The 14,076-nt window shown below is 36.2% G+C and carries 9 protein-coding genes; 3 read left to right on the top strand and 6 right to left on the bottom strand.

The annotated features are described in order from the left end of the window. Position 1: 1 nt before the first annotated feature. From ACFSAH_RS01060 to ACFSAH_RS01050, 3 genes are read left to right on the top strand one after another with little or no spacing between them, the layout of a single operon-like run. Positions 2-1,060, top strand: coding sequence for an efflux RND transporter periplasmic adaptor subunit (locus ACFSAH_RS01060; protein WP_379660831.1), 1,059 nt, complete (start codon positions 2-4; stop codon positions 1,058-1,060). Between the two features lie 45 nt (positions 1,061-1,105). Continuing rightward, positions 1,106-4,264, top strand: coding sequence for an efflux RND transporter permease subunit (locus ACFSAH_RS01055; protein ID WP_379660830.1), 3,159 nt, complete (start codon positions 1,106-1,108; stop codon positions 4,262-4,264). A gap of 59 nt (positions 4,265-4,323) precedes the next feature. Then, entirely contained in the window at positions 4,324-5,139 is an 816-nt protein-coding gene (locus ACFSAH_RS01050; RefSeq protein ID WP_379660829.1) for a universal stress protein, read from the top strand. Positions 5,140-5,203: 64 nt separating this feature from the next. Here ACFSAH_RS01050 and lpdA read toward each other — a convergent pair whose 3' ends face one another. From lpdA to ACFSAH_RS01020, 6 genes are all read right to left on the bottom strand, one after another. Further along, positions 5,204-6,610, bottom strand: coding sequence for a dihydrolipoyl dehydrogenase (lpdA, locus tag ACFSAH_RS01045; RefSeq protein ID WP_379660828.1), 1,407 nt, complete (start codon positions 6,608-6,610; stop codon positions 5,204-5,206). Between the two features lie 90 nt (positions 6,611-6,700). After that, positions 6,701-6,874: a hypothetical protein gene (locus ACFSAH_RS01040; protein WP_379660827.1), complete on the bottom strand. Its 174-nt coding sequence runs from the start codon at positions 6,872-6,874 to the stop codon at positions 6,701-6,703. A 71-nt stretch (positions 6,875-6,945) separates the two neighbouring features. Further along, positions 6,946-7,242 carry an ORF6N domain-containing protein gene (locus ACFSAH_RS01035; RefSeq protein ID WP_379660826.1) on the bottom strand — a complete coding sequence of 99 codons (297 nt, stop codon included), beginning with the start codon at positions 7,240-7,242 and terminating at the stop codon, positions 6,946-6,948. A gap of 147 nt (positions 7,243-7,389) precedes the next feature. Then, a complete protein-coding gene (locus tag ACFSAH_RS01030) occupies positions 7,390-9,849 on the bottom strand; it encodes a helix-turn-helix domain-containing protein (RefSeq protein ID WP_379660825.1) in 2,460 nt (819 codons plus the stop codon). Between the two features lie 170 nt (positions 9,850-10,019). Then, complete coding sequence (gene gnd, locus ACFSAH_RS01025; RefSeq protein ID WP_379660824.1) at positions 10,020-11,477, bottom strand: decarboxylating NADP(+)-dependent phosphogluconate dehydrogenase; 1,458 nt, start codon at positions 11,475-11,477, stop codon at positions 10,020-10,022. 191 nt (positions 11,478-11,668) lie between these two features. After that, positions 11,669-13,900: an Ig-like domain-containing protein gene (locus tag ACFSAH_RS01020; RefSeq protein ID WP_379660823.1), complete on the bottom strand. Its 2,232-nt coding sequence runs from the start codon at positions 13,898-13,900 to the stop codon at positions 11,669-11,671. Between the last annotated feature and the right edge of the window lie 176 nt (positions 13,901-14,076).

The following is a 14,076-nucleotide window of genomic DNA, read 5'->3' as shown; positions in this document are numbered from 1 at the left end:
CATGAAAAAAGTATTAACAACAGTAATTATCCTTATTGTCGTAATTGGGGGAATAGGATGGATACTATCGAACAATAAAAAGAAAAACGAGGAGAAGACAGCAATTGTTGCTCAAGGCTCAGGAGCGGTAACAGTTCGTACCAGTTCGGTTACCAAACAACCTCTGGATTTAGATTTCAGCGTAAATGGTAACTTTCTTCCTTCTCAGGATCTTACTTTCTCTGCTGAAAACTCAGGTAGAATCACCAGAATTTTGGTAGATGTAGGTTCAAAAGTAAATAAAGGGCAAATAATCGCTTACCTTGATTCTGAACTATTGAATGTAACATCTTCAAATGCACAAGCTACTTACGACAATGCAAAAAAAGATCTTGAACGTTTCGAAAGTTCATTTAAAACAGGTGGTGTCACTCAACAACAATTAGATGCGCAAAGATTAAACGTTGAAAGAGCTTTAGCTACGCTGAAGGAATCTAACAGAAAACTGAGCGACGCAAACATTAAAGCTCCTATCAACGGCATAGTGAATAAAAAATTAATTGAGGTAGGTACATACGTTTCTCCTGGTACCCAATTATTCGAGATTGTAGATGTTTCTAAATTAAAGTTGTCTACCACCGTAACAGAGTCTCAGGTAGCAGCCTTAAAAATTGGAGACAACGTAAAAATAACAACGAATGTTTATCCTGATAAATCTTTCAACGGAAAAGTATCGTTTATTGCCCCAAAGGCGGATAACTCTTTAAACTTTCCTATTGAGATTGAATTATCAAACAATCAGAATAATGATATCAGAGCCGGAATGTACGGAACTGCAGTTTTTGAATTTGCGAAACAAGCTCCTGTTGTTATTATCCCACGTACCGCATTTGTTGGAAGTGTAAGCAGCAATAAAGTTTTTATTGCTAATGGCGATCATGCAAAAGAACGTCAAGTTGTTGCCGGTAGAATATTAGGAGATCAGGTAGAGATTTTAAGCGGCTTACAGGAAGGTGAAATCGTAATCGTAAGTGGTCAGATTAATCTGGTAGACGGAACACAAATTAGTGCTATTAAATAATTTCTCTTTTCGGAATAACAGGAGAAAACAACCAAAATATTTAGAATGAAAATTACAGAAATATCTATAAAAAGACCGTCGCTGGTAATAGTAGTTTTTACTGTACTTACATTGTTAGGATTATTAAGCTATTTCTCATTAAATTATGAGTTATTGCCAAAATTCTCTCCTTCTGTAGTATCAGTAAGTACTATTTACCCGGGTGCATCTCCAAGCGAGGTAGAAAATACGGTAACCAAGAAGATAGAGGATGCGATATCTTCCATGGAGAACATCAAAAAGATTGAATCTAAATCTTACGAAAGCTTATCTGTTGTAGTTATTACATTGAACAATGGTACTAACGTAGATATTGCGCTTAACGATGCCCAAAGAAAAATCAATGCTATATTGAGTACACTTCCGGACGACGTCAAAACACCAGCACTAAATAAATTCTCTTTGGATGACTTGCCTATTATGACAATGTCTGCCTCTGCGAAGCTAAGTGATGCAGAGTTTTATGACCTGATGGATAAACGTATAGCTCCTATTTTGTCTCGTGTAACGGGTGTTGCTCAGGTAAACTTAATTGGTGGCGAAGAACGTGAGATACAGGTAAGCATAGATGCAAATAAACTAGAAGGCTATAACCTTTCTTTATTACAAGTTCAACAAGCCATATTAAACTCTAATCTGGATTTCCCTACTGGTAGTGTAAAAACAGAGAGTCAGGACGTGTTAATCCGTTTAGCAGGAAAATACAAAACTGTTAATGACATCAGAAACCTGGTTATTTCAACCAATCCAAATAGTGGTGCTCAAATAAGACTGTTGGACATTGCAGATGTTCAGGACGCTCAGAAAGATGTAGAAAAAATAGCAAGGGTTGACAGAAAAGGTGCGATTGCTTTACAGGTATTAAAACAATCTGATGCCAATGCCGTTGAAGTGAGTCGTGGTATCTATAAAATTATCGAGAGAGTAGAGAAAGATTATCAAGATGTAGGACTAAAAATAGACGTTGCTAACGACAGCTCGGTATTTACATTAGATTCTGCAAATGCTGTTGTACACGATTTACTTTTAGCTGTTATCCTTGTTGCATTTGTGATGTTATTTTTCTTACACAGCTTAAGAAATGCCGTATTCGTTATGATTTCAATTCCATTGGCATTGATTACAACGTTTATTGGAATGAGCATCATGAACTTCTCCCTTAACCTGATGTCATTGTTAGGACTTTCATTAGTGGTAGGTATTCTTGTGGACGATGCTATTGTTGTACTCGAAAACATTTACAGACACATGGAAATGGGAAAAAACCGGGTAAGAGCATCTATGGATGCTACTAAAGAAATTGGTTTTACGGTTGTATCTATCACTTTCGTTATCGTTGTAGTGTTCTTCCCTATTGCTATCAGTACAGGTTTGGTATCAGACATTTTAAGACAATTCTGTGTGGTGGTAATTATATCTACACTTTTGTCCTTGTTTGTTTCATTTACTGTAGTTCCTTTATTATCATCCAGATTTGGTAAGCTGGAGAAAATAACCGGAAGTAATCTGTTCGGAAAAATCATTGTTAAGTTCGAAGCAGGATTAAAAGCTTTCACCAACTGGGTGACCCGTATCCTTAAATGGTGTTTAGGGCATAAAAAAACCACATTAGGTTTAACCTTTGGATTGTTAATGCTGTCATTTGCCTTACTAGGAACTGGATATATAGGTACAGATTTCTTCCCTCAAAGTGATAGGGGTGAATTTCTTGTTCAGATAGAAATGCCGAAAGATGCCTCTATAGAGCAAACCAACCAAATGGCTCAAAAAGCTGAGGAGTTTTTATCTACAAAACCAGAAGTTACTGCACTAATCACCATGGTGGGTCAGTCCAGTGAAGGAATGGGCGGTACGCAGGCCACTGCTTATAAAGCAGAAATCAACGTCAAACTGGTCGAGAAGAAAGACAGAAAAGACGACTCTAATATATATGCAGCAAAAGTGAGTCGCGAACTGGCTAAAATATTAGTAGGTGCAAAGGTAAAAAGTGTTCCCGTTAGTATATTGGGTACTGCAGAAAACGCTCCAATTCAATTAATTGTTGTTGGTTCTGATTTAGATAGCGTATTAAAATTTGCAGAAGTTGCAGGCGAAGAATTAAAATCTGTTCCTGGTGCATCTGAAGTTAAATTAACGGTAGAAGCCGGAAATCCAGAGATCAACGTTCAGGTTGATCGCGATAAAATGGCTGCATTAGGCTTAGATTTGTCTACTGTTGGTGGAACAATGCAAACCGCATTTAGTGGTAATACAGATGGAAAATTCCGTCAGGGAGAGTACGAATACGACATTAATATACGCTATCAGGATTTCAACAGAAGAAACATAGATGATGTAAGTAACCTGATGTTTGTTAACAAAAACGGTAAACAGGTGAAATTATCTCAATTTGCTGATATCACACAAAGCTCGGGCCCAAGTCAGCTGGAAAGAAGAGATAAATCAACTTCTGTAACCGTACAATCTCAAGTAGTTGGTCGTCCAACAGGTACTGTTGCCAACGAGTTTGGAGCTAAACTAGATAAATTAACCAAACCAACCGGTGTATCTTATGTATGGGGTGGTAATATGGAAAACCAATCAGAAGGTTTCGGTACCTTAGGAATTGCCTTACTGGCTTCTATTCTATTGGTATACTTTATTATGGTTGCCCTTTACGATAGTTTCATCTATCCATTTGTGGTAATGTTCTCCATTCCGTTATCTATGATAGGTGCTTTACTTGCTCTGGGTTTAACAAATAATTCCTTAAACATATTCACCATTTTAGGTATTATTATGTTGATTGGTCTAGTAGCTAAAAATGCAATTATCCTTGTTGACTTTACCAACCACATGAAAGCTGAAGGTAAATCTACCAGAGAAGCACTTATTCTAGCAAACCATGCCCGTCTCCGTCCAATCCTGATGACAACTATTGCGATGGTTATAGGTATGCTTCCTATTGCGATAGCAAGTGGTGCAGGTGCTGAATGGAAAAATGGTCTGGCCTGGGTAATTATTGGTGGTTTGTTAAGTTCTTTATTCTTAACTTTAATCATCGTTCCGGTTATGTACGAGATTTTTGATAGGATAATTAACAGATTCAACAAAAACAAAGGTCAAAAATCAATTGAGGAATTGATGGTTGAAAATTACGACCACGTAGACGTTCATGAATATTAATTAACATCAAAAACAGCCCTTAACCGGGCTGTTTTTATTTTATAGATAGGAGCCCAGATATGAAAACTATTATTGTAGCTACAGATTTTTCGGCAGAGGCCGAAAATGCATTGGAATATGCTGCCGAAGCAGCAAGAAATCTAAATGCAAAAGTTATCTTGTTTAATTCTTTTATGCTTCCAACGCATTATGCAAATACGTTATTCCCTTCGTCCGCACTGGATGAAATCAAAACATTAAACATAGCTTCACTTAAAGAAAGAGCCGATAAAATAAACACTAAATATGGTGTAGAAACTTTATGTCTCACTTCTTTCTTAAATATGGAAGAAGAACTTGAGAATATCATCAAACAACATGAAGCAGATATGATTGTAATGGGAACTGCTCAGAAATCTGTCATGCAAGATATTTTTGGCAACACCACAACCACAGCAATTGCCAAGCTAAAAGTACCTGTACTCGCAATTCCCATGCATGCAAAATACAAAGGCATTAAAAAGATTTTATTTGCCTGTGATATTTTAAGAGGTGTTCACTCTTATATTCTGGATAGAATAAAGATTTTTGCAGAAAAAATGGGAGCCGAAATCGAAATATTCCATGTTCATAAACAAACTGGGTTAATTGAAGACTCGTACACTAAAAAGAAAATAGATGTAAAGCTTAAAAACATTCACCACTCTTATAAAGAGGTAGAATCTAATACAGTAATTAAGGAAATAGAAAACGAAATCAAGGAAATTGGTGCAGATTTATTGATTATGGTGCCTTATCAATATGGTTTCTGGTCGTCTATAGTACATGCCAGCAAAACACGTATTATGGCTTCTAATTCAGAAGTGCCTCTACTATCTATTCCTGTTATTAAGTAGGTTTCAAAAATTAAACACAGGAAGGGATAGATTATCGTTACTCTTCCTGTGTTTGCATTAACTTTTATATATGTATAGCTCTATTATCTGTAGCTGCTAAAGCCGCCTCTTTAAATGCTTCTGTATAAGTTGGGTGTGCATGACATATTCTTGCAATGTCTTCTGCACTCGCTCTAAATTCCATTGCTACTACAGCTTCTGCAATCATATCAGCAACACGTGGCCCAATCATATGAACGCCTAATATTTCGTCAGTTGCAGCATCTGCTAGCACTTTTACAAAACCGTCTGTATCCATACTTGCCTTCGCTCTTCCACTAGCTTTAAATGGAAAAGAGCCTGTTTTATACTTCTTACCATCGGCTTTTAACTGCTCTTCTGTAAAACCAACAGAAGCTACCTCTGGCCAGGTATAAACTACTCCCGGAATCAGATTATAATTAATATGCGGTTTCTGACCAGCAATTGTTTCTGTTACAAAAACACCTTCCTCTTCCGCTTTATGCGCCAACATGGCTCCGGTAATTACATCGCCAATAGCATACACCCCTTTAACCTGTGTCTCCAGATGAGCATTTACTGGAATTTTCTTCCCTCTTTCTTCTAATTTAATTCCGATGTTCTCTAAACCTAAACCTTCTGTATAAGCTGTTCTCCCTACTGCAACAATACAATAATCACCTTCTACTTTCACCGTGTTTCCTTTCGGATCCACAGCTTCTACTGTAGTAGATTTACCATTGTTTTTTGCTCCGGTAACTTTATGTCCCAACAAGAACTCCATTCCCAACGTTTTTTTAAGAACTCTTTGTAATTCTTTTCCTAAAGAACCGTCCATAGTAGCTATAATAGAGTCGGCAAACTCCACTACGGTAACTTTAGTTCCCAAACGAGCATAAACCGAACCTAATTCTAAACCAATTACTCCCCCACCAATAACCGTTAAGGTTTTTGGTACTTCTGTTAAATTTAAAGCTTCTGTAGAGGTAATTATTCTTTTCTTATCAACAGGTAAAAAAGGTAAAGCCGTAGGTTTAGATCCGGTTGCAATGATTACATTCTTCCCTGTAATTTCTTGCTCGCCACCTTTAGTCAGTTTTATTTTTATGGTATTTTTATCTTTGAATGATCCTACTCCTTCGTAAGTATCTACTTTGTTCTTTTTCATCAAGAATGTGATACCTGCTGTATTTTGGGCAATCACTTCATTCTTTCTGCTAATCATTTGCTTGATATTAACTTTTAAGTCCTTAATATCAATACCATGTTCTTTAAATGTGTGCTGTGCATTATGAAAATGCTCTGACGAATCTAATAATGCTTTAGATGGAATACATCCCACATTTAAACAAGTTCCTCCAAAGGTAGCGTATTTTTCAATCATGGCAGTTTTAAGCCCCAGTTGTGCCGAACGAATTGCCGCAACATAACCACCAGGACCAGAACCAATAACGATAACGTCGTATTGCATAATAGTAGTTTAATTTGCTATAAAAATAAGGATTAACTTAACGAGAAGCCAAGATTTATTATGTTTTTATTGTAAAAATGAAATGAGTTATTATTCTTCCCATTTCTTATAACCAATAGTATTACGAGGGCTATCTTCTTTCTCTATAAATTTACTTAGATAAGCAAATAATAATTCTATTTTTTCATCCTGCTTACCTAGTCGTTTTTCAATTTGTTCAACTAATAGTGATACATCTTTATGTAATAATAATACTTCTCTCAATTTTACAAAAAGTTCTATTATACGTATACTCATATGTATAGCTTTCTCGCTTTTTAAAACATTAGACAGCATTAATATTCCGTGTTCTGTAAATGCGCATATGGCAAAGCTCCTCCTAATACTTGTTTGGATGGTATCGCATTTTGCGATACCATATTCTCCACTTCAGTTTCTGTAAGCTGAAACATGAAATTTTCAGGGAATCTATTTTTGTTCCTCCTTACCTGTTCTCTTAACCTAATTGCTTTGACACCATATAATTCAGAGAGATCACGATCTAACATAATTTTTTGTCCCCTCATTTGATATATCTTACTTAATACTACCTCATCGGGAACAATAGTTTTTTCTGAGCTCTTTTTACTCATATTATAACACTAAAATATATTATTTAATATAAGTAATAATTTATATGATTCGTAGAACTCTATGACTTTTCTTTTCCATCTGAAACGATATATACAAAATATCCTCATTAAGTTAAATCCCCCCTTATATCTGGGTTACATTCTATTTTAACTCAAATACTCCTGGTACGTTAAATATTTCATTACAGCTCTTATTTCATTGTAAGAAATTTCATCACCCAGGGCTTCTTTTGTTTGTGTGGTAGATATAGGTTTATACTCTTCAACGTAGGCCTGTATCTGATTAACTTTGTCCTTTTCTACAAGATGATGTATGTCCAACTCTCCGGTACCAACAAAATGAATCAAATGATTTTCCACAGTACCTGTAGTCAGCCCTCTTTCCGACGCTATCTCTTCTACTGTTTTACCGTCTTTAAAAGCATCCAAAGAAAGTTTTTTAGTATCCACTTTTTCAGGTTTATTAACTTTCACCAGAAGTTGTAAAGGTGTCTGAGAGATATTTCTCTTCTCACAATATTCTGCCACCATTCCCAGAATTTCTGCACCAAACTGTTTTATTTTTGTTTTCCCTATTCCTTTCACACTTTCCAGTTCAGCAAAGTTAGACGGTAACTTACTACATATTTCAGTCAATGCTTTTTGAGGTAAAATCATATAAACGGGAACATCGTTATCTGCTGCCAAATCATCACGCCATGATTTTAATAGTTTATAAAGGTCAGGATTTTTAATAGCTGCCGATACTTTAGTTTCTTTCTTAACTACTGTCTGTTCTTTTTCTTTGTTTGTGAAGTCTATCTCGGCGTTTGCGCGGCATTTGATATAACTCAATGTTTCAAATCCTTCCAGACTATCTTTTAGCACAGAAATTTTTATAAAAAGATCCTTTCTCAACTTATTTAATGCCTCGTTCATGTTTTCTTTGACTGATTTATTATCAGCATCAAAGCTTACTTTATCCATTCCTGAAACAATAACTTCATGCAGCTGATCTAAAAAATACCGACATGCCTTTTTAACTCGTTCCTGTAAATCGTTGTTTTCTTCCGGCAATTGCACTTGTTGCAGCTGTAGGTTCAGGTGTTTCTTAAAAGACTCTGAAACACTGTAAATATTCTTTTCTGCATCTTCTCTAATAACATTTAGAGCATCCAAAAAACCAATGGAAATGACCTGATGATAATCTTCTGCTATCCGTTTACAGTTAAAAAGACTGCCTTTAACATCTTTAAAGTCGAATAATTCAAATAGTAATCCTTGCTGAAATGTTGCTTTTGCCTGCTGTAAATGTTCTCCACTCGGTGCATTATCCTCTGCCTCTCTGGTATAATGTGCTACTACACCATCCGTTTTTATACTGTTAAATGTAATGGGCGAACGTAGAACCATTCCCTCAAAAGTTTTACACCGACTTAGTGCTACATAAACTTGACCGTGTGCAAAAGCGGCGTTAGCATCTATGATGGCTTTTTCAAAGGTTAGTCCCTGACTTTTATGGATAGTTATAGCCCATGCGGTACGTAACGGAAACTGAACAAAACTACCAATTTGCTTTTCTTCTATCTCCTTACTTTCAGTATTAAGCTCGTATTTCAGGTTTTGCCACTCTGCTTGCCTCACAAAAATCTCATTATTATCCTGCGGGCATTTCACAAAGATAACATCATCGTCAATTTTTGTAATCTTCCCGATTTTCCCATTATAATAGAGTTTATCACGAGACGAATCGTTTTTCACAAACATCACCTGAGCACCTACTTTCAGCTCCAACTCTTCCGCATTAGGATATGACATCTCGGGGAACTCTCCAGAGATACTTGCCTTAAACTTATAAGATTTCTCAGCTAACTGCCCTAACTTTTCATCGTTAATTTTATTGGCAGTATGATTATGAGAGGTTAACGTGATATAACCTTCTTCTTCTGAAGGATTAAAGTTTTTGATATGCCGCTGGTTCAGCGCTTCCAAAACCTCCAGGTCTATGTTATTTTCTCTTACTTTATTGAGGAGGCCTATAAAGAAATCATCGGATTGCCGATAAATATGCTTTAGCTCGATACAAATGGGATAACTTTCCTGTAATGCTTTACTGCTAAAAAAGTAAGGATTGGCGTAATGGTCTTTTAATAATGTCCATTCATTTTCTTTTACCACGGGCGATAATTGATGCAAGTCCCCTATCATCAATAACTGTACACCTCCAAAAGGTTTGGTTCTGTCTCTATAACGCTTTAACACCTCATCAATATGATCTAAGGTATCTGAACGCACCATACTGATCTCATCGATAACCAGAAGATCTATACTTTTGATCAGGTTAATTTTCTCTCCTCTTATCCTAAAAGATGAGGCCCGACTTGTTTTCTCCTCATTGGGGACATATGGTCCAAACGGAAGCTGAAAAAATGAATGAATAGTTGCTCCCCCTGCATTAATAGCGGCCACACCTGTTGGTGCCACAACTACTATTCTTTTAGGGCAATTACGTCTTAAATTATGCAAAAAAGTTGTTTTACCAGTCCCGGCTTTTCCTGTAAGAAAAACATTCCTATTGGTGAACTGAACAAATTCGTTTGCTAATTTAAGTTGTACATTTTCTGCCATAAGTCAACTTCAAATATACATAACAAAATTTGAAGTGTTGTAAGGTTAAAACTTCATCATAACAGGGGACTTCTATCAAATCACCTATTCAAACTCAAACAACAAACCCCATCAAAATAAAAAAGCCCCTCCAAACTGGAAGGGCTCTGCTATTTCAATAAGAATTCTCCTTATACATCATAAGTAGTAGAAGCAGTGTCTCCACCTCTACCAGTCCAGTTTGTATGGAAGAACTGACCTCTTGGTTTGTCTATTCTTTCGTAAGTATGTGCTCCGAAATAGTCACGTTGTGCTTGCAACAAGTTTGCTGGTAATCTTTCGCATCTGTAACCATCGTAATAGTTAAGACCTGCACCTAAACAAGGTGTTGGGATACCATTTAAAGTTGCTGTAGCTACAACTTGTCTCAATCCATTTTGACAAGCCTGAATTTTTTCAGCAAAATAATCATCTAATAGTAAGTTAGACAATTCTGGATTTTTATCAAAAGCTTCTTTGATGTTTCCTAAGAAACGAGAACGAATGATACAGCCACCTCTCCACATTAATGCGATATTTCCGTAACTTAATTCCCAACCGTATTCTTTAGCTGCGGCTCTCATCATTTGATAACCTTGCGCATAAGAAATTACTTTTGCAGCATATAATGCATCTCTTAAGTTATTGATCATTTCTTGCTTATCGCCATTGAAAGAAGCTTTAGGGCCAGCTGTTAATACTTTAGATGCAATAACACGCTCGTCTTTCATTGCTGACAAACATCTGGAGAATACAGACTCTGTAATTAAAGTTAAAGGAATACCTAACTCCAATGCTACTGTACCTGTCCATTTACCAGTACCCTTTTGACCTGCTGTATCTAAAATTTTATCGATAATAGGTGTACCGTCTTCCTCTTTATATGCTAGGATATCACGGGTAATTTCTACTAAGTAGCTATCTAACTCACCTTCATTCCACTCTTTAAAAACTTCATGCATTTCATCTGTAGTCATACCTAAAACATCTTTCATGATGTGGTATACTTCATTGATTAATTGCATATCACCGTATTCAATACCATTGTGTACCATTTTTACGAAGTGACCAGCACCGCCGTCACCTACCCAGTCGCAACAAGGAGAACCATCATCTACTTTTGCTGCTATACCCTGAAAAATAGGTTTCACCGCTGTCCATGCTGCTTTAGATCCTCCCGGCATGATTGAAGGGCCTAATAAAGCTCCCTCTTCACCACCAGAAACACCAGAACCAATAAAATACAGACCTTTACTTTCTACGTATTTTACACGACGCTCTGTATCTGGAAAATGAGAGTTACCACCATCAATAATGATATCTCCTTTATCTAAATGTGGAATTAACAAATCGATAAAATCATCAACAGGCTTACCTGCTTTAACCATTAACATGATTTTTCTAGGTGATTTAAGAGAACCTACTAAATCTTCTATAGATTTTGCTCCGTAAATATTTTTACCTTTTGCCCTGCCATTTACAAAGTTTTCTACTTTGTCTACCGAACGGTTATAGGCTGTAACGTGAAAACCTTTGCTTTCCATGTTAAGGATTAAGTTTTCGCCCATTACCGCCAAGCCAATTACCCCTATATCGGATACTTCTTTCATAATTAAGTGATTAGTATATAGATTAATTTTTATCTCTAAAAGTTTTCAAATATAGTACGACCAACTCTTAAAACCAATTTGTTATTACAAATTTCACACGCCAAACAGACAAAAAGTTAATTTATTTCAATTTTTGACTACAAAAGCAAATTTGTTATCATTATTTGGCCTCATACCACCTATTTATTAAGTTAAAAAGAAGTAACTCCCTGCTGAATATTTAGATGGGGAGAATCGGGTTTCTGATAAACATCTATTGTAAGTTTCACCCTCTTTCCAAAAGTACACCCATACCGTATTCCCTGTATATAGTAGGTGTATTTGCCTGGAGTATTTTTAATTGTGCTTACAATATTTACCGGATTAAGTTCTATTCCTCCTTTTTCTTGCTCATACCATTTGAATGTGGTACAAGGAACATTTTGCAGCGTTAAATTACCCAAATCTCCCGAGCAATAGCCAATCAGATCTTTTTCATTATTGGCCAACATAGGTGGAATATAAGGTTTCCTGTAAATCTCATACAATTTTGTATTCACATTAAGCACACTTACTGCACCTCCAAGTGTTATCGCAACTTTATCATAAGGCATATCGTTGGTATGCAACAATATCGCCTGCTTAGTTCCCTGAAAGTTGTTGAGCAATGTTATTAGAGTCGGATTATTCAAATAAATAGGAGCTCCAACTTTTACATCGCCCAAAAATCGTTGGATATATAAAAAATCTCCTAAAAGATTAAGTGTATTATAATTTGTTTCCAGAACAATCAGGGTTGTATCTAAAGGCATGGTTAAAGTCTTAAACACCGCAGTAGTTTGTATATAAGTACCTACCTGAGCAATAGAATTCATTGTTGCAAATGTATTGATATCATCATCTGCAATGTCCCATTGATTAGAAACAAATGAGGTTAAAGAAGCCGCATTGAGAACACCTTTCAAATACTCGCCTGCTCCAGATAGCACATCTATCACATCATTTCCGTTACAATTATCCAAAAGTCCGTTCGCTTTTGTTCGGGTATACCACGCATCATAAATATAAACACTGGTACCTACACCTAAAACACCTCCATAAATTAAACGTACTGCATCTATATCATCAGTAGCTGTAAAAGAAAAATACGTTTCGTTATCTGCAGCAAGCAAATCAATAAGTCCACCTCTGACAGGAATTAAACTCCCTACATCGGCGCCATTTTTACGCTGCCTGATAGAAATACCTCCCAAAACATTTGCTATGGATGAACTTGAACTCAATTTTACAGTTACCGTACTTCCCTTAGGTATTTTAGCAGACCACTTTAATTCCTGGTAAAAAGTAGTTATCCCTAACAAATTCAACAGGCTAAACATATTACTTCGGGTTTTCAGATTGGCATCCACCGCATTATTTGCATCCAGCACACTTCCTACCGGCAAAACCAATAAAAGTGGCACAGATGAGGACTGGGTGGAAGCATAAACCCGCTCTTCTAAGGGACAGGGATTGGACGAGTCTGAGACATATACAATAAAACTTCTTGTATCTGAACAGCTATAAGTATTATTAACTGTTACAGTATAGGTATAAAAACCTGTTGGTGTAGTTGCCGGAATAACTATTGAATGAATAACATTACCGTTATTATCTCTAAACACACTGGTAAGACTACCTGCGTCTGCACCTGCTTGCACCTGAGGTAAAGCAACGGAGTTCCCCTTACCCACAATCAGATAAGTAGTAGACAAAGTATAATTAGGTTCAGGATTAATGGTAACATTTACCGTGGATGTTGCAACAACCTGTTGATTGTTATCCGGATCTATGGCCCGAATGCTATAAGTACCGCTTTGTACTATATTAGGACTTGAAGAAATTTTCTCTCCATTTTTTAATACTTCATACTTTAGCTGTGGGTAGGAATATTTTAAATTTTCTATGAGATTATAACTACCGCAGGCTACAATAGTATTCTCCTTAAACTCCAGCGGGGACTCTATAGGTAAGATATAAGCATAATAAACCTTTCTATATTGCAATGTTCCACCCTGCTTAATAGCTACTGCATTTGATTCCTGTCCCGCTTTTATACTAAAAATATCAGAGGAAAAATTAACCGTCCCTCCTATTGAGGTACCGTCTACATCTGTTGTTCCTGTATTTGCATTTTTATACAGCGCAACCGTAGTGTTACCATTTCCATCTGCTTTTACATATACGGATTGATTGGCAGGAATAACGACAGAGAATTTAAGTTGTAAAGTGGCTCCACTTCCAATAGTTGCATAATTATTGTCGAGTGACGTTGCATCTTCAGGTTTGCTTAAACTGGTTAAAAATGGTATATTTTCTCCGTAGTAAGCTGCTACCAATTTTGTTTGGGAAAATCCTACCCTAAATACAGAAACAAGAATAATAAACGTAAAAAAAAATCTCATATAAAACCTTATGCTCAATAACAATCCAAACAATTTTTATACGTATTTTTTCACCTAAAAGTTATACTTAATGAACTTGTTTAAACTTTATTGATTTTCTTAATTTTTCTGAGGAACAAGGCACAAAAAGCCATCCAATGCATTGACATCCAGTTTTGAGCAGAGGTCTCATACCT

The sequence above is a fragment of the Pseudopedobacter beijingensis genome (assembly GCF_042678145.1).
Classification (GTDB): Bacteria; Bacteroidota; Bacteroidia; order Sphingobacteriales; family Sphingobacteriaceae; genus Pseudopedobacter; species Pseudopedobacter beijingensis.
Note: the sequence above shows the minus strand (reverse complement) of the source record. Positions and strands in the feature narration are given on the sequence as shown.